At 69.2% G+C, this 21,520-nt stretch carries 19 protein-coding genes and 1 pseudogene; 8 read left to right on the top strand and 12 right to left on the bottom strand.

Translation table 11 applies throughout. The features are described from left to right. Positions 1-49: 49 nt before the first annotated feature. Positions 50-760 carry a Crp/Fnr family transcriptional regulator gene (locus ABR737_RS35440; protein WP_350255159.1) on the bottom strand — a complete coding sequence of 237 codons (711 nt, stop codon included), beginning with the start codon at positions 758-760 and terminating at the stop codon, positions 50-52. An 822-nt stretch (positions 761-1,582) separates the two neighbouring features. Then, the gene (locus ABR737_RS35435) at positions 1,583-2,110 is read right to left on the bottom strand and encodes a DinB family protein (protein ID WP_350255158.1); all 528 of its coding nucleotides are present in this window, start codon (positions 2,108-2,110) and stop codon (positions 1,583-1,585) included. Between the two features lie 245 nt (positions 2,111-2,355). Here ABR737_RS35435 and ABR737_RS35430 point away from each other — a divergent pair, with 245 nt between their 5' ends. Next, the gene (locus ABR737_RS35430) at positions 2,356-3,603 is read left to right on the top strand and encodes a helix-turn-helix domain-containing protein (RefSeq protein ID WP_350255156.1); all 1,248 of its coding nucleotides are present in this window, start codon (positions 2,356-2,358) and stop codon (positions 3,601-3,603) included. A gap of 641 nt (positions 3,604-4,244) precedes the next feature. Here the strand turns inward: ABR737_RS35430 and ABR737_RS35425 are convergent. Beyond that, positions 4,245-4,847, bottom strand: a complete 603-nt coding sequence (locus ABR737_RS35425; protein ID WP_350255155.1) for a hypothetical protein — start codon at positions 4,845-4,847, stop codon at positions 4,245-4,247. Between the two features lie 190 nt (positions 4,848-5,037). Beyond that, positions 5,038-6,159, bottom strand: a complete 1,122-nt coding sequence (locus ABR737_RS35420; protein ID WP_350255154.1) for an LPXTG cell wall anchor domain-containing protein — start codon at positions 6,157-6,159, stop codon at positions 5,038-5,040. 404 nt (positions 6,160-6,563) lie between these two features. On the opposite strand from ABR737_RS35420, the gene ABR737_RS35415 reads away from it, so the two are divergent. After that, positions 6,564-7,334, top strand: a complete 771-nt coding sequence (locus ABR737_RS35415) for a class I SAM-dependent DNA methyltransferase (RefSeq protein ID WP_350255152.1) — start codon at positions 6,564-6,566, stop codon at positions 7,332-7,334. A 126-nt stretch (positions 7,335-7,460) separates the two neighbouring features. Beyond that, on the top strand, positions 7,461-7,949 hold the full coding sequence (locus ABR737_RS35410) for a hypothetical protein (RefSeq protein ID WP_350255151.1): 489 nt from the start codon (positions 7,461-7,463) through the stop codon (positions 7,947-7,949). Positions 7,950-8,179: 230 nt separating this feature from the next. Here ABR737_RS35410 and ABR737_RS35405 read toward each other — a convergent pair whose 3' ends face one another. Next, positions 8,180-8,662, bottom strand: coding sequence for a DUF4118 domain-containing protein (locus tag ABR737_RS35405; protein WP_350255150.1), 483 nt, complete (start codon positions 8,660-8,662; stop codon positions 8,180-8,182). A 261-nt stretch (positions 8,663-8,923) separates the two neighbouring features. After that, complete coding sequence (locus ABR737_RS35400; RefSeq protein ID WP_350255149.1) at positions 8,924-9,100, bottom strand: hypothetical protein; 177 nt, start codon at positions 9,098-9,100, stop codon at positions 8,924-8,926. Between the two features lie 52 nt (positions 9,101-9,152). On the opposite strand from ABR737_RS35400, the gene ABR737_RS35395 reads away from it, so the two are divergent. Next, the gene (locus ABR737_RS35395; RefSeq protein ID WP_350255147.1) at positions 9,153-11,120 is read left to right on the top strand and encodes an APC family permease; all 1,968 of its coding nucleotides are present in this window, start codon (positions 9,153-9,155) and stop codon (positions 11,118-11,120) included. A gap of 166 nt (positions 11,121-11,286) precedes the next feature. Here the strand turns inward: ABR737_RS35395 and ABR737_RS35390 are convergent, their stop codons facing one another. Next, positions 11,287-12,018: a Clp protease N-terminal domain-containing protein gene (locus ABR737_RS35390; RefSeq protein WP_350255146.1), complete on the bottom strand. Its 732-nt coding sequence runs from the start codon at positions 12,016-12,018 to the stop codon at positions 11,287-11,289. Positions 12,019-12,081: 63 nt separating this feature from the next. Next, the gene (locus ABR737_RS35385) at positions 12,082-12,303 is read right to left on the bottom strand and encodes a hypothetical protein (protein WP_350255144.1); all 222 of its coding nucleotides are present in this window, start codon (positions 12,301-12,303) and stop codon (positions 12,082-12,084) included. 235 nt (positions 12,304-12,538) lie between these two features. Here ABR737_RS35385 and ABR737_RS35380 point away from each other — a divergent pair, with 235 nt between their 5' ends. Then, complete coding sequence (locus tag ABR737_RS35380) at positions 12,539-13,270, top strand: TetR/AcrR family transcriptional regulator (protein WP_350255143.1); 732 nt, start codon at positions 12,539-12,541, stop codon at positions 13,268-13,270. Between the two features lie 355 nt (positions 13,271-13,625). Further along, on the top strand, positions 13,626-14,351 hold the full coding sequence (locus ABR737_RS35375; RefSeq protein ID WP_350255142.1) for a transcriptional regulator: 726 nt from the start codon (positions 13,626-13,628) through the stop codon (positions 14,349-14,351). Positions 14,352-14,444: 93 nt separating this feature from the next. Here the strand turns inward: ABR737_RS35375 and ABR737_RS35370 are convergent, their stop codons facing one another. Together ABR737_RS35370 and ABR737_RS35365 are read right to left on the bottom strand one after the other, a co-directional pair. After that, on the bottom strand, positions 14,445-16,058 hold the full coding sequence (locus tag ABR737_RS35370; RefSeq protein ID WP_350255141.1) for a solute carrier family 23 protein: 1,614 nt from the start codon (positions 16,056-16,058) through the stop codon (positions 14,445-14,447). Positions 16,059-16,463: 405 nt separating this feature from the next. Next, positions 16,464-17,768 (bottom strand): streptophobe family protein, encoded by a 1,305-nt coding sequence (locus tag ABR737_RS35365; RefSeq protein ID WP_502964432.1) that lies wholly within the window; start codon positions 17,766-17,768, stop codon positions 16,464-16,466. Positions 17,769-18,160: 392 nt separating this feature from the next. On the opposite strand from ABR737_RS35365, the gene ABR737_RS35360 reads away from it, so the two are divergent. After that, positions 18,161-19,342 carry a L,D-transpeptidase family protein gene (locus ABR737_RS35360; protein ID WP_350255139.1) on the top strand — a complete coding sequence of 394 codons (1,182 nt, stop codon included), beginning with the start codon at positions 18,161-18,163 and terminating at the stop codon, positions 19,340-19,342. 24 nt (positions 19,343-19,366) lie between these two features. On the opposite strand, the gene ABR737_RS35355 is transcribed toward ABR737_RS35360, so the two are convergent. After that, positions 19,367-19,834, bottom strand: a complete 468-nt coding sequence (locus tag ABR737_RS35355; protein ID WP_350255137.1) for a hypothetical protein — start codon at positions 19,832-19,834, stop codon at positions 19,367-19,369. 314 nt (positions 19,835-20,148) lie between these two features. Next, entirely contained in the window at positions 20,149-21,207 is a 1,059-nt protein-coding gene (locus ABR737_RS35350; RefSeq protein WP_350255135.1) for an aldo/keto reductase, read from the bottom strand. A gap of 169 nt (positions 21,208-21,376) precedes the next feature. Between ABR737_RS35350 and ABR737_RS35345 the strand changes: the two are divergent. Next, positions 21,377-21,511, top strand: a pseudogene (locus tag ABR737_RS35345) (hypothetical protein); the annotation flags it as partial. Positions 21,512-21,520 lie beyond the last annotated feature (9 nt).

The raw sequence follows: 21,520 nt of genomic DNA, 5'->3' as shown, positions 1-21,520 counted from the left end.
CCGGGACCAAGGCCGTCTGTAGCCGTTTACACACGGCCGGGCGTGGCTTTCACTCCTGATGGCCGCCGGCGAGGAGGGCGAGAAGTGCGGGGTCGAGAATCTCCACCAACCGGTTCCCCGTCCGCACGACCTGCTGGGTACGCAGCAGCCGCAACGCCTTGGCGACGGCTTCGCGGGTGGCTCCGACGGTGGCGGCGAGCTCGTCCTGAGCCAGATGGACGACGGCGCCCGCGGGCGAAGGGCCGGAGAGGGAAGGCGCGTAGGGGCCGGAGGGTTCGGCCTGTGAGAGTTCGGTGAGCCGGGCGGCCAAGCGCTGCAGCACGGTGAGCGAGGCGAGTGCGGACCGCTCCTGGTCGGCACTGCGCAGCCGGAAGGTGAGCTGGCGTATCACCAGACCGCTGACGCGGGGGTGCAGGGCGAGAAAGCGACGGAACGCGTCACCGGATATGACCTGGGCCTCTATGGGGCCCAGGGCCCGTACGGTGGCGCTGCGCGGATGGCTGTCCAACGCGGCCATCTCGCCGAGGAGTTCGCCGGGGCCGCGCAGGCCGAGTATCAACCGGGTGGCACCGCGGTCCGTCACCACGGAAACGGTCACCCATCCCGCAAGTACGATCATTACGTGACTGGAACGGTCGCCTTCGGTCAAAAGGTGAGCATCGGCCGAAAAATGCTTCCGATTTCCGAGGGCCATCACACTCTCGTTTTCCTGAACTGTCAGAGCGCGCGCGAACGCCAGCTCATCACCGAGCAGCCCCATGGCCACTCCCCCCACGGAATTCCGGATGGCCTGATTTCCACTGCCGTTGATAGTCGCAGAGTGACGCTCCAGGGGGAGGTAATCGCGCCATGTTGACGATACTGATAGGTAGAAATCGAACGGCCAGGTAGATCGCCCGCACTTCCTCAGCGCTCACCCCCTTCCCCCTCCCACGCCCGCACACAAGGCCCTGACGGCCCGCCCCGTCCCGCCCCTCACCCACCGACGATGCCGAGGTCAGGCCGCATGCACGGGCACATCGGACACGTCGCCACCCGAAACGGGAGGGGTTCGAAGGCTTGGCGGAAACTCGGGTTTTCGACGACCACGCGCCGATTAGGTACACATCAAGGGGAGTCGGCAATTCCGCAGATGGCTCACCGGCTCGGGAAGGTGAAGGCACGCACCGCCGCACCGCCCCGGAGAACGGAACGCGGTGATCGACAAAGGCGCCTCGCCGACCCCGACGCCGTAGAACTACTGCGCCCGCCGAGGCTCGCGCCGCGAAAGAACCCATGGCTCTCCCCGGACAACACGGCAGCAGAAAGGTTTCAGCGGATCAGTAAAGACGAGGTCGACGACAACGACCTGGCGGGGCGATTTCCGAAGATCCACAGATAGCGACGGACGAGCCCCGCCGAGCGGGATTCCGCGGCCCGCATCCCACTCGACGGGCATGCCGCTCGACGGCACGCCGCTCGACGGCACGCCGCTCGACGCACATCCCACTCGAACCGGATCGCGGCACACTCCAGGGGCACCAACGGAACAATCGAGACATTGACGCAAGCGGCGCCTGACGGGCCTCAGGCCCTCAGCCGCTCAGGCCCCCGTGACCCCGTCGATGCTCTCCCTGAGCAGGTCCGCATGGCCGTTGTGGCGGGCGTACTCCTCGATCATGTGGACCAGGATCCAGCGCAGCGAGACCCCCTGGCCGCCGGCGAGACCGGATTCCCGTTCCGAGAGGCTGCCGGTGTCGTCCAGCGAGGCGGCGGCGGTCAGCTCACGGCTCCGTGCGACTTCCTCGCGCCACCGGGCCAGCGCCTCGTCGATCCCACGCTCCGGGACCGGCGCAAAGCCGTCTTCGTTACCCGCCTCGTGAACGGGCGGGACATCCTGGCCGGCGAACACCCGCTGGAACCAGTTGCGTTCGACCTCCGCCATGTGCTGGACCAGACCCAGCAGCGTCATGGACGACGGGGTCACCGAGGCGAGGCGGATCCGACGGTCGTCCAGCCCCTCGCACTTCAGCGGAAGCGTGGCGCGGTGAAAGTCCAACCAGCCTTCCAGCGTCGCACGTTCATCAGCATGCAGCGGCGGAATCGGCCGCCCGTCCGGTGTGGTCCCCATGAGCCACACTTTTGCACACGCCGTCAGGGGGTGACCGGTCGCTGCATCGTCGGACGACCGCACGGCGGAGGGAACCAGCGAGACGGGAGGAATGGGGCGGTATACACCCGAGTGGTCGGCCTTCCTTGCGGCCGACAGGGGGACTGCAGATCGTTGCTTCTAGCGGAACGTCAAATGCACGCACTGGTCTACAGCTTGACCAATCGGCGTTGTTCCGGCGACGGGCATACCCTTGACGTGAGGTGATGTCGATGTCCACAGGGTTGGCGGACAACGTCAAGAAGTACCGGCGCACAGCTGGCCTGAGCCAAGAGGGGTTGGCCGAAGCGGCTGACCTGTCCCTCAGTACGATCCACAAGGCCGAACAAGGCGGACACGTCAGCATGGACACTCTCGCCGCCCTTGCCGGCGCACTGGGGGTCTCGACTTCCGCCCTGTTCGCCAGCGAATCACCCAGATCCGTGATCGGTGCAGAGGATGAAGCGAACCGCCGCAACCTCGCTGCACTCAGGCGCGCCCTCATGCCCCCCATCGGGCTTGCTTCGCCCTTGCCGACGCCTGGCGAGGCGAAGGAGCCGACAGCCATTCGGCAAGGCGTACAGGAAGGTCATGCGCTGTACCAGGCCGGCCGATACGGTGCTGTTGCGAAGCGTCTTCCACCGCTCCTGCATAGCTCTGAGGCTGCCGTATCCGCCTTTGAGGGTGAAGAGAAGCAGCGCGCCATGATTGCTCGAGCTCATGCACTGCTGCTCGCAGGAAAGTACCTGACTCAGGTACGGCAATACGACATGGCCTATTTCGCACTCGCTGAAGCAATCCGACTTTCCCGCGATACCGGGAAAACTCAGCTGACTGCCACGGGAGTTGTCGGGCTGTGCTGGTTGTTGCTCAGGGAGGACCGCTTTGATGAAAGCGAACAACTTGCAGCGCAGACAGCGGCAGAGGTTGAGCCGCGTATGTCCGAAGCGACACCCGCTCAGCTTGCCGTCTGGGGTGAACTCTGGCTCAGAGTTGCCGCTGCCGGCCGGAGGAACAACCGGCCGGATGCGGCGAAGCATGCCCGGCGAATGGCGGCTACTGCTGGTGGCGCACTGGAACGGGAACACTCGAAGTTTCCCTCGCATTGGAGCGCCTTTGGCCCTGTCACCGCCGAGGCCAAGGCAATCGAAGACCTCTCCCTTGCACGTGATGCGCGTGGTGTGCTGCGACGTGCCGACGAAGGTCCGCTCAGCGGAAAGGCCGTAAAGCACTTCGGTCGGTTGAGTACGAATAACTGGGGCCGCCATCGGTTGGACGTTGCCCGGGCGCATGTCCTGCTCGGTTCTCATCAAGACGCAATGGACGAGCTGGTGAACCTCCGCCAAACCGCCGACATTTGGCTGACTCATCAACCCATGGCCCGGCGCGTGATGGAAGACATCCTCAAGAAGCGCAAGCGGACGCTGACCGAAGATATGCGCAGCATGGCAGCGCACCTTGGGATTGCCGGGTAACTACTACGGAGCGTGGTAGTTCGGCGTACGGGCCGAACGAACTCCTCTCCTCTGCCTCTGTACTGAGCTCGCGTCAGTTCGTAGCTTTTCCCTCCACCGACAATGTGAGGGGACGACATGGCAGCGAGCACAGTGACCGGCACCGAGGCGGATTACGTGACCTACGCCCCTGACGGGTCCACGTGTGCCGACTGCAAGCGGAAGATCAAACGTCTTGTCCTTTGCCGCCGTTTCACCATCGAAAGAAAATCCGCTTCGTCCGTCGCTGTTTACCGGCATTTCGAGTGCCCCCGGTGACCGCCCCGGCAAAGCGCACCAGATCCCGTCTGAGCGCCTTACCGGCACCTGAGCTGGTGAGTCTCACTGATGACCCACTGGGTCCGTATGCGGACTCCCCTGACGGCTGGTGGACGGAGTACGGCGGGGCTCTGGACGTGGCTTCCGGCGTGGTCCATCTCCCTGAGCCCAAGTTTCCGCCGTGCCCGTTTCCGTGCGCCCGGTGCCGGAGATCAGACGCCAAGTGATCGCACTGCTATCTGGTCTCCGGACTCCCCCCCCCGATGGGCGAACAGACCGCCGATCGCCGGGCCCCCAGGGGCTGCCGCCGCCGGTTGTGGCGGCGGCAGCCCTCCTCGCAGGTTTCAGCCCTCGCGGGGGGAGAACGTGCCCAGGGCGGAGCCGTCGGATGTGCAGGCCGTGTCGTGGTAGCGGTCGGCGAAGGTGCCGGTGAGGCCGGTGAACGCGTCGTACGCGTGGTCCAGCGGGAGGTCTTTGCCCACCCGGAACCGCAGCTGTACGTGGACAGACTCGCGGGGCTTCAGCGTCTTCGGGCCGGGGACGGTGCCACGGGCGTCTCCATCGGCCTGGCGCAGCGTCTTCCAGGCGTGCTGCGAGGTGTCCCAGTACTGCAGATCGCCGTACGGGCTCAGGTCGCGCTCGCCCTCGTTGTAGACATAACTGCCCAGCGAGGCGCTGAGGTCGAGCGACTTCAGCTCCTTCGCCGAGGTGTTGGTGAGCGTGGTGGTGTAGGTCGTCCAGTGCGTGCCGAGAGTGATCGAATCGGGTACGCCGAACGAGCGGCCCACTAAGGCGTTGTTGTGGTACTGCCCGTTGCTGACCTCGGAGCACTTCGGGAGTTCCGCGTCAGGGGCCGCCTGAGAGGCGGGCGCGGCGGCCAACGCCAAGGGGAGCAGGGCGGCCGTCGCGGCCGAGACCGACAGGGCGCGGCGCAGTTTCGTGTTCATGAAGATCTCTTTCCTGGTTTCTTCGGACCCTTGGAGTCTTTGATTCCGGTGTCATCGAGTTCTCTGAGTTCTCAGTTCTCCGAGTTCTCCGAGTCCTCTGAGTTCTCTGAGTTCTCCGAGTCCTCTGAGTTCTCTGAGTTCTCAGGCCGTGGATCCTTGGGTGTCAGGTTCTCGGAGGAGTGGAAGGGGCTTACGCGGTGATGTCCGTGGCGCCCGGACCGGCCACGCCCTTACGGCGGCGCACGCCGATGACCGCACCCGCGCCGACCACCATCGCGGCTCCGCCGGCGAGAGCGATCGCCGGGAGCGCGGACGAGGAGCCGGTCGTGGCGAGTTGGGAGCCGCCCTGCGGGCCGATGCCACCGGTGGCATCGGAACCACCCGTACCGCCGGCGGACGCGGCGCTCTGGCCGGCATCGGCCGTGCCACCCGGCTTGCCCGGCTCACCCGGCTTGGCGGTCGGGGGCTGCGTCGGCTTCGTGCCCGCGCGGAGGATGGTGAAGTCGGACCAGGTTTCCTTGGCCGAACCACAGGAACCGTCGCGGTTGCGGTAGTCGCCGGCGGCGAGCGCGTACCCGGCGCCGGGCTTGGCGTTTTTGACCACGCGGGTGCGCAGTTGGAGCGTGACGGTGCTGCGCGGACCGACGGCAAAGAAGCCGAACAGGTCCTCGGGCTCCGCGTCGTGGAAGGTCTTCCACCGGCCCGTCTTGGCGTCGCGGTACTCGGTCTCCAGCTCCCACTCCGGCCGGTCGACATCTTCGGCGGAGGACACGCGCAGGAAGGGCTGGACCTCCTCCAAGGCCTTGCCGGTGGTGTTGGTGAGCGTCATGGAGAAGGGGGTCCAGGCGCCGCCCGCAGTCAGCTGGCGCGGCAGCCCGTGGACGGCCGCCTGCAACTGGTCGGACTCGAACGCGCAGGACTGGCCCGCACCATCGGAATCACCGGCGTCCTTGCCTGCGCCGGTGGCGTGACTCGCGCCGGTGGCCCCTTCGGCGGTCCCGGCGGCCTTCGGCTGCTTCCCCGGGCCGGAACGGGCGGCCCCGTCGCGGACCTGGGATGCCGAGCCGGCGGCAGTGGCTTCGCCGGGGCGCTGAGGCTCGTCCGGGTTACCCGTTCCACCGCCGCTCTTTGCGGAACCCGCCGGCCGGTCCGCCGATGTCGCGGCACCGGAGGAGTCGGAAGAGGCGGGCGTGCGGGAACCGCCCTCGGACACCGCCCCCGTTGCGAATGCGGCAGCAGGCGCGGCCAGTACGGCGGCAGGCGCTAACACGGCAGCCGCTGCGGCGGCCGTCAGAGCTCTGCGAATCTTCATCCAGCAGACCTTTCGTATCCCAAGTGCCACCTGGGCGGCACAGGTTGACGTGCGTCATGTTCAGGCCGTGCATGTCGCATGGTGTGCGTGTGTGTGCGTGAGTGTGCGTGCAAACGTGGGTACATGTGCACACCTGCGTGCCATGTAGGAGCACTCGCACCGCGAAAAGGTTCCACACTCAAGTCACTGAAGTGGCGCATAAGATGGGAGGTATCCGGGATTTCCGTTAGCGACCGTCTTCAGAGGTCATCGTGACCGGCACTGCCGCTCCTCGGAACTCCTGGCGAAATGATCTCCACGTTGGTTGGATCACTCCGCCGCCGACGCCCCGAGGGTGCTGGTCGGAGCCGGTGGAAGGTAAATGCGTCGACAGCGCCCCTCGGCACCCGGCAAAGTGGCCGGCCGTGACGACCAGTGAGCTGTGGACCCGTGCGACCGCCGACCGCTATGACGCCGAGGAGACCGAGATGTCCTCGGCCGCCGTTCTCGGCCCGACTCTCGCCTTCCTCGCCGAGCTCGCCGGAGAGGGCCGGGCACTGGAGCTCGCCATCGGCACCGGACGAGTGGGCGTTCCGCTCCGGGAACGCGGCGTGCCGGTGGTGGGCATCGAACTGTCCGAGCACATGGCAGCGGTCCTGCGGCGCAAGGTCGACGAGGACACGCTCCCGGTGGTCATCGGGGACATGGCCACCACCGCCGTCCCCGGCGAGTTCGCCCTGGTCTATCTCGTCTACAACACCATCACGAACCTGCTCACACAGGACGAGCAGGTCGAGTGCTTCCGCAACGCCGCACGCCACCTGGCGCCCGGCGGCCGATTTGTCATCGAGCTGGGCGTGCCCCCGCTGCGATTCCTGCCGCCCGGCCAGGTCGCGGTGCCGTTCGACGTCTCCGATCAGCATCTCGGCTTCGACACCTTCGATCTGGTCGAGCAGATTCTCGTCTCGCACCACTTCACCCGCGAAGGTGACAGCACCGGGGACGGGCACGGCGACGGGGATGGCCGCCGCTACCGCCGCGGCAGCTCCCGGCACCGGTACGCCTGGCCGGCGGAGCTCGACCTGATGGCACGGATCGCCGGGCTCGAGTGGGAACGTCGCGTCGCGGACTGGGACGGGGCACCGTTCACCCAGGACTCCACGAAGCACATCTCCGTGTGGCGCAAGCCGGCCTGAGGTCGACAGCCCTGAGCTGCGAGGTGTTCGACGGCCCGAGATACCGAAGATGGCGGCCGGATGCACCCCTCTTGCCTGCTGGCTAAGCTCGATGAAGGGGCCCGAAGATCTGATCTTGGAGGCTCCATGGTGCAGCTGCCCGAAGCGCGTGATCTGGCCCCTCGGCTGGCCACCGGTGCGTTCATCCTGAATTCCGGGCTGACGAAGCTGCGGGCGGACCAGGCCACCGCGGAGGCCGTGCACGGCATGGCGTGTGTGGCGTACCCGTTCCTGGACAGGATTCCCGCCGAGCGGTTCACCCGGCTCCTGTCATGGTCGGAGCTGGTGGTCGGTGGCGCGCTGCTGGTGCCGTTCGTACCCACTCGGCTGGCCGGACTGGCGCTGACCGGGTTCTCCGGTGGGCTGGTCGGTCTGTATCTGCGCGTCCCGGGGTTGCGGCAGGAAGGGAGTCTGCGGCCGACCCAGGACGGGATTCCGATGGCCAAGGACACCTGGATGCTGGGCATCGGACTCGGGTTTCTGGGCGCGTCCGGCCGACGGCGGCGGGCCGCGGCGGCCCGGCACCGGCACTCGGCGTGCTGCCGGCGCCATCACCGGGGGCGTTGCCGGTGGTGAGTGCCTGAGTGCCGCGCCGCGAGGGTCCGGCCGGTGGTGAGTGATGACGAGGGCCCGAGGCGTGCCGGCTGTGAGCGGGCGGGCTCGGTGAACGGGTCGTGAGTGGGCAGGCCCGGTCAGCGGGTTACGAGCGGGCCGGGCCGGTCAGGGGGCCCTGATCGAGCAGGCCCCCGTCACCCGGCCGTGAGCGGCAGACCCCCGTCAGCGCGCCCTGAGCAGGCAGGCTCAGGTCAGCCGGGCGAGTGCCGCCGGACGGCCCGTGCGGCGGCGGCGCAGCCCGCGCCCATGACACCGGCGAGGAGCAGGACCAGCAGGCCGGTCCGGTCCTGCGGCTGGAAGGCCAGGTCGGAGCGCTGGTTCAGCACGAAGCCGTCGTAGAACATCCACGAGACCAGGGCCACGACGGGCACTACGGCCGGCCGGGCGAAGAGGGACACCGCCACCGTCAGCAGGGCGAAGACCGCGAGCGCGACCGTGGCGTGCGCGGTCTCCCCGGTCAGCATCAGGGCGGTCACCAGCAGCGCCGCTCCCAGGGCGCCGAGCGGCAGGGCGAGGTCCCGGGCGAGGGTGCGGTCGGTCGGGGTCTGATGGGCCGGCCGGGTACGGGGCAGTGCCACCCGCGGGAGGCGCGGGGTTCCGGTGGTGCGGGGGGTGTGCGGGGTGTAGGGCACGTACGGGCGGTCGGAGGTCGCCGGACGGTGAAGGGTGGCCACGGGGAACACCTCCTGCTGTGGTCCGCTCCTGCTGTGGTCCGCTCCTGCTGTGGTCCGCGCGGCGGACCGGTCGGTCCATGGACCCGCGGTGGACCCTTGCCGCCAGAGTGCGCACGGGAGGCGGTGCGGGAGCCCTGGCGCGCCGACCTTTAACGCCCTGCGTACGGGCGGCGGGCGGTTTCTGACACGGCCCTGACGGCAGGGGAACCAGGCCTTGCTGCCAGAGGGCACCCGGGCTTGACGCGGAGGGGAACCCGGCCCTCACGACAGGGGGAACCCGGCATCGGCGGCAAGCGGGACCCGGGCCCCCGACGACAGAGACGACAGAAAGGGGCACCGCGTCGACAGCAGGGTGAACACGGCCTTGACGGCAGAGCCGAACCCGCCGATGTCGCCCCGCGCGGGGTGGGCCGGAGCGCCGCTGACGTGGTGATGCATACTCGCTCCTCGTTGCCCGAACGACGACCGAGGATCGGCAGGCCTTCCCCGCATGACCACTGTCCAGGCGGATCCCACGCCCCCCACCCCCACCTCCCGACGGTGGCGCGCCTGGCTCCTGGACGGGCTCAGCAGCCAGGCCGCCCGCCACCCCGGGCCGCACGGCACCCCGCCGGCCGAGCACAAGGGCCACTCCTGGTGGCGCGTCATGTGCCTCACGGGCGTCGACTACTTCTCCACACTGGGCTACCAGCCGGGCATCGCCGCGCTGGCGGCCGGTCTGCTCTCGCCGTTCGCCACGCTCGTGCTGATCGCGCTGACCCTGCTCGGCGCGCTGCCCGTGTACCGCAGGGTCGCCAAGGAGAGCCCGAACGGCGAGGGTTCGATCGCCATGCTGGAGCGACTGCTGCCGTGGTGGGCGGGGAAGCTGCTGGTCCTGGTGCTGCTGGGGTTCGCCGCGACGGACTTCATCATCACCATGACGCTGTCGGCCGCCGATGCCTCGGCGCATGTCGTGGAGAACCCCTTCGCCCCTCCCCTGCTGCACGGCGCGAATCTGTGGATCACCCTGGTGCTGCTGGCCGCCCTGGGCGCGGTGTTCCTCAAGGGGTTCCGTGAGGCGATCGGCATCGCCGTCGGACTCGTCGGGACCTATCTGGCGCTGAACGTCGTGGTTCTGGCCACCGCGGCCTGGAATGTGCTGTCGCACCCGGTGGTGGTCGGCAACTGGTGGGGCGCGATGACCGCCGAGCACTCCTCGCCGGTGGCGATCGTCGCCGTGGCGCTGCTGGTCTTCCCCAAGCTGGCGCTGGGCATGTCCGGCTTCGAGACGGGCGTGGCGGTCATGCCGCAGGTACGGGGCGCCGCCACCGACACCGCAGCGCACCCGGCCGGCCGGATCCGGGGCACCCGCCGGCTGCTGACCACGGCTGCCCTGGTCATGAGCTGTTTCCTGCTGCTGTCGAGCCTGGCCACCACGCTGCTCATCCCGCAGAAGGAGTTCGCGACCGGCGGTTCGGCCAACGGGCGTGCGCTGGCCTACCTCGCGCACCAGTACCTGGGCGAGGCCTTCGGCACCGTCTACGACCTCTCCACCATCGCCATCCTCTGGTTCGCCGGTGCCTCGGCGATGGCCGGGCTGCTCAATCTCGTACCGCGCTATCTGCCGCGTTACGGCATGGCGCCGGAGTGGGCCCGTGCGGTGCGTCCGCTGGTGCTGATCTTCCTGGCCACCGCCTTCGGCATCACCTTCTTCTTCAACGCCAGCGTCGACGAGCAGAGCGGCGCGTATGCGACCGGTGTGCTGGTGCTGATGCTCTCGGCGTCGTTCGCCTCCACCGTGGCCGCCCGCCACCGGCGGCTGCGGGCGGCCACCGTCGGCTTCGGCGCCATCACCCTCGTCTTCGGCTACACCCTGGTCACCAACGTCATCGAGCGGCCGGACGGCCTGAAGATCGCCCTGCTGTTCATCCTGGGCATCCTGCTGACCTCGTTCGCCTCACGGGTTCACCGGGCCTTCGAACTGCGCGCCGTGGAGGTCGATTTCGACGAGACGGCCGAGCGGCTGATCGGTGCCGCGATGGCGGCCGGGCCGCTGCGGGTCATCGCCAACGAGCCCGACGAGCGGGACGCGGCGGAGTACCAGGAGAAGGAGTACAGCCAGCGCGAGGAGACCCATATACCCGACGGCCGGCCGGTGCTGTTCCTGGAAGTGACCGTCAGGGACTCCTCGGACTTCACCACGGACCTGCACGTCCGGGGCGAGGAGCGGTACGGGGCGCAGATCCTGCGAGTGGAGGGCGCCGGCGTGGCGAACACCATCGCCGCCGTGCTGATGCACCTGCGCGAGCACACCGGTCAGGTGCCGCACGCCTACTTCAACTGGACCGAGGGCCATCCGTTCAGCCATCTGCTGCGGTTCCTGGTCTTCGGCGACGGCGAGGTCGCCCCGGTCGCCCGTGAGGTCCTGCGCCGCGCCGAGCCCGACCCGGCCCGGCGCCCGCGGGTGCACGTCGGCTGAAACCGGGGCGGACGATTCCCTCCCCGGCCTCGTTTCCTCCCCGGCGTACCGTTCCCTCCCCGGCTTCCCGGGAAGCCGGGGAGGGAACGGTATGCCACTGCTCTCCTGCAGATATTCCTGTAGCTGCTTCTGCAGCTCCTTCTGTAGCTACTCCTGCAGCCTGTAGCTACTCCTGCAGCTTCTCCTGGACCGCCCTCAAGGCGGTCGACACGTACTCCTCGGTGTTCGCCTTGTCGAGGCCGAGGCCGCTGAGCACGCCCTCCCCGTTCTCCTGCTCCAGCAGCGCCAGCAAGATGTGCTCCGTGCCGACGTAGTGGTGGCCCAGCCGCAGCCCCTCGCGGAAGGTGAGTTCGAGGACCTTCTTCGCGCCGGCGTCGAAAGGCACCAGGGCGGGCAACGGCTCGACGGAAGGCTCCGGCAGCGCCTCGGCCGCGGCCGCTCCGACCGTCTCCAGCTGTACGCCCTGGGCGACGATCACCCGTGCGGCCAGCCCTTCCGGGTCGTCGAGCAGGCCGAGCAGGAGATGGCCCGTGCCGATCTGCGCGTGGCCGCCCTCGCGGGCCTTGTTCTGGGACGCGACGACGACGCTCCTGGCCCGAGGGGTGAACCTGCCGAAGTCCTGGCTCATGTCGGGCGCCGGCTCGTCCTTCGTCACGAACCTCTTCTGGGCGGCCTGCCGTGTGACGCCCATGGACTTGCCGATCTCGGTCCATGAGGCACCGGAGCGGCGGGCCTGGTCGACGAAGTGGCCGATGAGATGGTCGGCCACTTCACCGAGATGGTCAGCGGCGACGACGGCGCTCTGGAGCTGTTCGAGGGCGTCGCCGTGCACCTTCTTGATGGCCTCGATGAGGTCGTCGAGGCGGACGGATTGGTTGATCTGAGTCGATTCCACCATGAGGCAACCCTAGGTTGACAGCCAGAGTCCTGTCAACCCGTGGTTGACACTCAATCCGGCGGGTCAGCCCCGTCGACCGAGCGCCTTCGCGCGGGTATGGGACCAGCCCGTCAGCAGAACACCCACGGCGACCAGCGCCCCGTGCGCGGCCAGCGTGAGCGCGAAACCACCGCCCAGCAGGCCCAGAAGCCCGGTGTCGCCGTGGTCGATGAGCAGCCGGATCGCCCCCTGAGTGAAGACCACCGTCATGACGGCACCGACGATCTGCAGGATGTCGTACTTCATCGATTCCCAAGCCCCCTCGGAAAGTTCTCCCGGAAGCCCCCTCAGGACGATCTCTCGGAAAGTCCCCTCGGAACGTTCCGCGCCCCCTCGAAAGGACGTTACAAACGTATCATCGTGGCAAGGGGCATTTGCCGCCGAATTACTGATGAATTCGAATTACGTCACACATTTCAGGGGTTCTGGAATGGGAAATGAGCGTGATGAAATGAAGGCTGCCCAGGGAGCTGTGTGCCGGATGTGCTCCACGGCCGTCCCCGCTCCGGGACGGGGCCGGCCGACGCTCTACTGCTCGCGCAGCTGTCAGGCGAAGGCGTACCGGCGGCGCAAGCAGCCGCCCGCCCCGGCGGCCGAGCGGGCCGCGGCGCCCGGTGCCCCCTCGCCGCGGCGCCGGCAGATCGCCGAGGCGCTCTGGCGGATCGCCGCCGAACGGGGGCTGCACGCGGCGAGTCTGCGGGAGGTCGCGGCCGAGGCCGGGGTGTCGCTGCGCGCGGTCCAGTACCACTTCGCGAGCAAGCACCGGCTACTGGTCGACGCGCTGCAACTGCTGCACGAGGAGAACGAGCGCATCGCCCGCTCCCGTATCCGGTTCGACGCCACCGATCCCCGCGCCCTACTGCGGGCGGTGCTGGACGAGTTCTTGCCCGTGGATGCCCAACGCACCGCCGCACTGCGGGTGTTCGCCGCGTACTACGCCCGCAGCCTGACCGACCCGGAGCTCGCCGAGGTCTTTCTGCCGGCCGACCAGCCCTTGGAGCGGCTGGTGGCGGAGCTGATCGCCGCGGCGCAGCACGACGGGCGGACGGCCCCCGGCCTCGACCCGTGGCGCGAGGCGGATCTGCTGGTGTCCGGTGCAGTGGGACTGGGCCAGGACGCCCTCCATCGGCGCCGCACGCTGGAGGACGTACGGCGCACGCTCGATTACCACCTCGACAAGATCTTCGCCGGAGACCGGCACACGTTGCGCTGATCTCCGGCGGACGACGAGGTGCGACCAGAGCGCCTGCACCGGGCCGGCCGCCGCACCCTCATTCACGTAACGCTCTTATTACGCTGCGTTGTCCGTGTGGTCTCAAGAACCGCTACCGCCCGGTAAACACCGAGGCATCGGCTATACCCAGTAAGCGAGTTGATGCGCGAAATCGGACAGATGGTGCACATCTCCTGCCCGTCCGCCCTCGCGGCCCTTGCCCGCCTTCGCCTCGATAGGGAACTGGAGATTCGTACCTATCGACCATCTGTTAATCTGCCCGCTCCTGGATGTTCCTCCATCTCCTCTCCCCACAAGCACCCCCGTTCGCCGGGTGCAGCGAGGTGTCCCGTAGGTGTACAGCACTCCCTTTTCCCCCGCAGAGGCCAGATCCGCGCGGGCCCGGGTGGGCCTGAGTACGGCTCAGGTCGCCCAGGCCATGACGGCGTGCGGCTTGCCGGTCCGTCCTGAGCTGATCGAGACCTGGGAGTACGGCACCCAGGCGCCGTCCGAGGCGCAGCTCTTCGCCCTGGCCGATGTCCTGTGGTGCCCGCCGACCGTGCTGATGGGCATCGAGCCCCGGACCCTGGCCGAACACCGGATGGCCCGGCAGCTGAGCGTGGAGCGGCTGGCGCAGCTGATCGGGATGGATCCGGCCACATACTGGGCGGCCGAGTCGTCGCAGCAGTGGAGCGGCGACTACCGGCAGACCAAGGCACTGGTGGAGGCGTTGGGGCTGTCGCTGCGGAAGCTGATCGGGGTGATGGGGCACAACGACGAGCTGGCCGGGTATCTGCGGTCGGCCATCGACGGACGCTGGAAGGGGCATGTGGGGGCGATCGCGAAGATCACCACGCTGAACAAGACCCGGGTGAGCGATGCCCTGCGCACGATGCATGCGGAGTTCGCGGAGTTCTCCGAGCGCTATATGGGGCATGTGGTGGCGCGGAACGACGACTTCCGACTCAAGGAGGTCGCGGCCGAGCGCTCGGCGTATCTGCGCCGGCTGGTCGACCACTTCTGGGACCTGATCGGGGATGCGGGCGAAGCACCGCCGTTCAACTCCGTGGCCACCCACTGACGGGAGCGGCGAGGAGGCGGACGCCGACGGGCGGGGAGGGACCGGGAAGCGGTTCCCTCTCCGCCCGCGGCCGTTGCCGCAGCTGTTGACGGCTCAGTTGCCGGGGGCGCCGCCCCAGTGCGGGCCCTGCGGGTTGTGCGGGCCCTGCGGGTTGTGTGAGCCCTGCGGGTCATAGAAGCCCTGCTGGGTGTGGGGACCCTGCGGGGTGTGCGGGCCCTGGTGCGCGTGCGGGCCCTGCGGAGGGAACGGGGCCGCCGGCGCGTGCGCGCCGACCGGCTCGTGCGCTCCCAGCGGTCCGTGCGCCTCCTCCGGCTCGTCGTCCTCCATCCCGTCCCAGTCGATCTCCATTGTGCTGCGGCGGGTGAAGACGTTGAAGAAGAGGTTCAGCACGACGGCGGCCAGACTGCCCAGCGTGATACCGCTGTTGAGGACGGCCCGGACGTCCTCCGGCATCCGCTCGAAGAACGGCGCGACGGCGTTCGGCAGCAGCGCCGCGGCGAGGCTGACCGCCAGGATCAGGGCGTTGTGCTCCTCGCGCAGATCCACCTTGCCGAGGATCTGGATGCCGACCGCGGCGACCATGCCGAACATCGCGATCGCGGCACCGCCGAGCACCGGATGCGGAATCGCGGCCACCACACTGCCCGCCTTCGGCAGCAGCCCCATCACGATCATGAAGCCGCTGGCCGCGACCACCACGAACCGGCTCATGACCTTGGACATCCGCACCAGGCCGATGTTCTGAGCAAAGGCGCCGTAGGGGAAGGAGTTGAAGATTCCGCCGAGGATGGTGGCGACACCGTCGGCGCGCACGGCATTGGCGACAGTGGTGTTGTCGACCTTCTTACGGGTGACCTCTCCGATGGCGTAGACGTCTCCGGTGGTCTCCACCATGGTGATCAGCATGACGATGATCATGGCGATGATCGGGAACACCTCGAACTTCGGCATTCCGTAGTGGAAGGGCGTGCTGACGCCGACCCAGTCGGCACTCTGCACGCCACTGAAGTCCACATCGCCGAGGAGCCAGGCGACGCCGGTGCCGGCGACCAGGCCGAGCAGCACGGCGAGGCTGCGCAGGTACGGCTTCCCGAGCCGGACCACGATCAGGATGAACAGCAGGGTGCCCAGCGCATAGGCGAGGTTCTTGGTGGAGCCGTATTCGGCGTGGCCCTTCAACTGGGCACCGCCGGCCGCGTCCTGCAGCCCCTGCGGGATCAGGGTGAGGCCGATGACGGTGAGGATCGTGCCGATGACGATCGGCGGGAAGTACTTCATCAGCTTGCTGAAGAACGGCGCGAACAGGAAGGTCGCTATGCCCGCGGTGATCACCGCGCCGTAGACGACGAGCAGTCCGGCGGTGCCACCTCCCGCACCCAGCCCGATGGCGATCATCGGGGAGACCGCGGTGAAGGTGACGCCCTGGACCAGCGGCAGCCTGGCGCCGATCTTCCAGACGCCGAGGGCCTGGATGATCGAGGCGACACCGCAGGTCAGCAGGTCCGCGTTGATCAGATAGACGAGCTCCTCGCGGGAGAGACCCAGGGCGTTCCCGAGAACGATCGGGACGATCACCGCTCCCGCGTAGAACGCGAGGACGTGCTGGAACCCGTAGAGGGTGAGTTTGCCGACGGGGAGCACCTCGTCGACGGGGTGAGCCCGCTGCTGGGAGAACTGCTCGGGGTCTTGTCGGGAGACTCGTGCCATCTCTGCCTTGCCTTCGGGAGGTAGGTGAATAAGAAGGAACCGGCGCCGTCGCGTTCCGGGGGGGACGGACGGGCCGGCTGGGTCTTGCAAAGCCGACGTTGAGCGGTGTCGCCGACACCACGTAGCCCTGCGCTGCACGGTGTGTCCTGGTTCGGCAGGACTTCCTTCGATCAGCGCAGTAAATTCCGGCATTTCCATGGAATTTACAAGTGGACTAATCGGAGCGTTCACCTTAGTTGACCTGCGCCGTTTCTCGCGAGTAGCCGATCGTATTCGCTCGGATAAAGCGGGATCATGGCCTGAAATCGTGTTTTGGGGAGCCGGGTTGTGTGCCTCGACTGATTGCCGGGGAGGAGCCGTCGGGGTGTCAGCTCCGGGGTGCCGGCTCCCGGGCGTCGGCTTCCGCTACGGCTTCTCCGCCTCGCCCGGATGGCGTACGCGCCGCGCCGGCAAGGCACCGAGGAAGCCGGTGACCAGTCCCCAGGCGAGGCCGGCGCCCACCAGCCGCAGGAGTTGCGGATCCAGGGTGACTTCGCCGCCCAGGTCGCCGCCGAGGTCACCGACGCCCATCAGGGAGAGCCCGTAGTGGGCGGAGATGCGGGTGAGGAGGCCGACGGCCAGCAGGGTGAGCGCCAGGGCCACGGCCATTTCGACGGCGTGCCGCCAGGCCGGCCGCCGGGCCGGGGAGCGGACCGCCGCGATGAAGGCCGCAAGGAGCAGCACCACGGCCGCCACCGCCACCAGGAGCCAGGCCCGGCCGTCGTACTCGGTCAGCGCGCCGAGGTCGAGGGTCCGCTTCCCGTGGGCGCGGAGCACCTGGTCGAGGAGGTGCGGCAGGGGCAGTCCGATGGCCTTGTCGACATGCCCCACCCAGGCTCCGCCGGTGCCGAGGCCCAGCGCCATCCAGGCGAGGTTCGGCAGCCCGAGGAGCATGGCGGCGCAGGTCTCGGCCCGGTGGTCCTTGGTGATGAGTTCGACGATGCCGATGACCAGCCCGATCGCGACGTAGCAGAGCAGTGTCAGCAGCATGGCGAAGGCGGGCGGCCGTACGGAGTCCTGGAAGCGCAGCAGCCGGGGCGAGAGCGGGGCCCGGCGCGAGACCAGGAAGGTCAGCACGAGCAGCGCCAGGATCCACAGCAGTCCGGCCCCGAGCGTCGCGGGCACATCGGCGCGGAAGCCGACGGTGGGGGTGGCGCCCAGCTCGGCGCCGATCCGGTCGGCCAGGTCGTTGCCCACGGCGATCCGGAAGCTGTGCCGGGCGGCGAGCGTGAGCAGCAGCAGAAGCACCAGCCAGCACACCGCCGTCCGGGCGACCCGGGCGAGCAGTTCCCCGGTGCCGGCCACCGCGCGGTGGCGCAGCGGCAGCAGGAAGACGGCGGCGGTCACCAGCGCACCGGCGAGCGTGACCGACAGCGGTACGACGTCCAGGGCGGCATCGGCCTGCGCGAGGCCGCCGACATCGCCGGAGAGACCGACCGAACCGCCGGCCGCGACCAGCACCGTGGCCGCGACCACGGAGGGGAACGCCCCGCCGGGAAGGTCCGCCGCACCCGCCGCCCACAGGCCCAGCGCGGCGACCACGATCATGGTGACGACGCCCGCCACGGCCGCGCCGAGCGCTTCCGCCCAGGCCCGGACCTCGGGCGGTGCGCCGCGGCGGCGCACCGGGCCCGGCGAATCGGCCGGCGCGGGGCCTCGCATCTGGCTCACGCTCTCTCCTGCCGGTCACGGGACCGCCTGCCGACGATCCGTCCGGAATCCACGGTCCGCGGCATGCACGGGGTGCCCGGGATACACGGGGTGCCCGGGATCACACACCACCGTAAGCACCGGCGCGGCACCCCGCTTGCGGACGGCGTCAAGCGGCGGGCGGCGGGCGGCAGGAAGGACGCCGGTCCCCTTCCCGCTCTCCGGCTCTCCCGGCCTCCCGCTCTCCCGCGGGCCCGATATCGAACTGTGTCCTAATGATCCCGTGCACCGGACAACCACCGAAGCGCACAGGCCCTCTGCCTATGCGGTGGGGCATGGACAGCCCTTGACGGTCACCCCCGCACGGGGCCGCGCTCCGCCACTGTCAGTTGTTCTGCTTGGGAAGGACCCCCGTGTACGCCGGATCACGCCGCCACTCCATACGGTTGATACCCGCCCTGATAGCGGCGGGGACGCTGTTGACCGCGTGCGGGCCGGGTGACGATGCGCCGAAGGCGGACGAGCCTGCGGCGAAGGTGACCGTCACCCCGGCCGCCGGAAGCAAGTCGGTCAAGCTCGGCTCGGCCATATCCGTGCGGGCCGACAGCGGAAAGCTCACCTCGGTCGAGGTCAAGGACGACAAGGGCGGCACGGTCAGCGGGCAGCTCGCCGGTGACGGCACGTCATGGAAGTCGGACAGCAAGGTCAAGCCGCAGACCACCTACACCGTGCGGACGAGGACGAAGTCGGCGCAGGGCAAGGAGGCCGCCGCCACCTCGGAATTCACCACGGAGCAGGCCGGCAAGGTCAACAAGCTCACCAACACCCCCGGCGGCGGGCAGACCGTGGGCACCGGAATGCCGGTATCGATCCTCTTCGACCACCCGGTGGCGAAGGACCGGCGCGCCGAGATCGAGAAGGCGCTGAAGGTCACCACCCAGCCGAAGGTCGAGGGCGCGTGGGGCTGGGTCAAGGACTACTCCGGCAAGGACCGGATCGACTGGCGGCCGAAGGACTACTGGCCGTCCGGCACCAAGGTCTCCGTCAAGGGCGCGCTGTCCGGGATCAACTCCGGTGACGACGGCGGCTGGTTCGCCCGTGACTACAACTTCGGCTTCCGCATCGGCGCCGACCACAAGGCCGTCATCGATGTGCCCTCGCACACCCTGACCATGTACGAGAACGGCAAGAGCGTCGGCACCATCACCGGCTCCGCGGGCTCCCCGCAGGACCCGACCCGCGGCGGTGTGCACACCGTACGCAGCAAGAACGCCGCCGAGACCATGGACTCCGCCACCATCGGCCACGGTTCCGAGTGGATGCTGGACTCCAAGTGGGTCACCCACCTCACCGCGTCCGGGACCTTCCTGCACTCCGCCCCGTGGAACAAGTCGCTCGGCGTGGTCAACAACAGCCACGGCTGCTTCGGTATGAGCACCTCGGACGCCAAGAAGATCTACGACTTCCTGCCGATCGGCTCCACCGTCGAGGTGAAGGGCACCAGCAACACCAACAAGACCGACGTCGGTAACGGCCTGGAGGTCTGGCAGGAGAGCTGGACGCAGTGGCAGCAGCGCAGCGCGCTGCAGCACTGACCCGCGCGGTCGGCGTTCCGTCGGTCATCTGCGCTGCCTGACGGGGCCGCGGGTGCGGGTGAGCAGCAGGAAGACGGTGGCCAGGACGGCGACGGCCTGGGCCAGGGCCGCCAGCTTCTTGTCGGCGCTCCAGCCCGGTTCGTACATGTCCGGCAGCGGGCCCGGCGCGCCGATGTCCACATAGGTGTAGAGGAGCAGCAGCGCGAGTCCGCCGGTCGCGACGAGCCAGGCGAAGGTGTCGCCGGCCGGCCGGCGCCAGACCAGCACGAGCACGGCGGCGAGTGCGGCCAGCGCGGCTTCGATACGGAAGAGCAGGCCCTGGCTGATGGTCGCCGTGACCCCGTCGTAGCGGCCGGCGAGCCGGGCGTGGACGTAGGTGTCCAGTGCCAGGCCGGCCGCGGCCAGCAACCGTGCGACACCGCGGGCGGCCCGGCCGGACCGCCCGCGGCCGGACGGCCGTGCGTGGTGCGGTACGGAGTGGTCTGGTGCCACGGCTTCTCCAAGCCTCTCGGTGGGCGGCCGTAGCCGAAACAGCGGGCGGTGAGACGGTGAGCCGGGGGTGCCTCCTGCTGGGCCTCCGGTCCGTGGGGGTGTCCCCCTGGGCCTTCGGTCCGGCGGCCCGGTGCCGTCGCCCCGGTCCCGTCGGGCCGCACTCACCTCAATAGACCTCAGACGCCGCCGCCCGGCCATCCGGGCGGCGGCGTTCGGCGTACCGGGCGGCCGGGCGCCGCCGCCGTTCCGTGCACGGCGGGGCGGTGGCGGTGACGCGGCCGCCGCGGCCGTCGCCGTCGCCGTGGCCGTGCCGGTCAGCGGATCTCGTTCGCCGTACGGCGGTAGGTGGAGCGCCGGTCGTCGATCTCGGTCCAGCGGTCGCCGTAGACGTTCTCGGTGATGCCCGGCTCCCGCAGGAAGTCGTGCGGGAAGCCCAGCGGTACCGCGCTGCACCGGTCGAGCCGCGCCTGCGCGTCGGCGTCCAGGGTGACATCCACCGCGGCGAGGTTGTCGAGAAGCTGGCTCTCCCTGGTGGCGGCGACGATCGGGATGATGTTGCCGGGCCGGCCGCGCAGCCACGCCAGCGCCACCTGCGCCGGGCTCCAGCCGCCCTGCTCGGCGATCTCCAGCACCGCGGTGACGGTCTCCTCGGTCCGGTGGTCGGAGCGGTCCGTCTCGCCGACGACGTCCAGCCGGCCGGTCTCTCCGCGGCGGTACTTTCCGGTGAGCCGCCCGGCCGCGAGCGGCGCCCAGGCCAGCACGGCCAGGTCGAAGGCGCGGGCCTGCGGCAGCAGTTCGCGCTCCGGCGTCCGCTCCAGCAGGTTGTAGCGCAGCTGCGAGCCGGCGAACGCGGTCCAGCCGCGCAGCTCGGCCAGGGTGTTCGCCTGCGCGATCTCCCAGGCGGGCCAGTCGGAGACGCCGAGGTAGAGCACCTTTCCCGAGCGCACCAGGTCGTCGAGCGCCCGCATCACCTCCTCCACGGGCGTGAAGTTGTCCCGTGCGTGCACCCACAGCACATCGAGGTGGTCGGTGCGCAGCCGCGCCAGGCTCTCCTCCACCGACCGGACCAGGTTCTTGCGGTGGTTGCCCGCCGCGTTCACATCGCCCTTGCGGGTCGCGCAGGTGTATTTGCTCGCCAGCACGAAGCGGTCCCGGCGGCCTTCGAGCAGTTCCCCAAGGATCCGCTCCGAGGCGCCGTTGGTGTAGTTGTTGGCGGTGTCGATGAAGTTGCCGCCGGCCTCCGCGTAGGCGTCCAGGATCCGGCCGCTGGTGTCCTTGCCCGCGCCCCAGCCCCAGTCCTCGCCGATGGTCATGGCGCCCAGGCTCAGCTCGCTCACCCGCAGGCCGGTCCTGCCGAACAGTGTGTAGCGCACGTGGTTCCCTTCGATCAGCCCAGCTCTCCGGTCGTGCCGCTCACGCTAGGAGCTGGAGCGCACTCCAGCGCAAGGCGCGGCCGACGGTCGGGGCCCGGTTCAGCTCACCGGCTACCTCGCCACCCGGCACGGCTGGGTCCGGTCCTAAGGCACCCGCTACGTCCGCCCTCCGGCCGAGCCGCTGTGGGTCAACCCCGACTGCGGTCTGAAGACCCGCGGCCGGCCCGAGGTGCGGGCCGCCCTGGAGAACCTGGTCGCCGCGGCCCGCGAGGCCCGCGGGGGCCTGCCCGGCGCGGCTTCCTGACGGCGGGCG

It is taken from the genome of Streptomyces sp. Edi2, assembly GCF_040253635.1.
GTDB lineage: Bacteria > Actinomycetota > Actinomycetes > Streptomycetales > Streptomycetaceae > Streptomyces.
The sequence above is the reverse complement of the archived record's forward strand: the minus strand, read 5'-3'. Positions and strand labels throughout refer to the sequence as shown.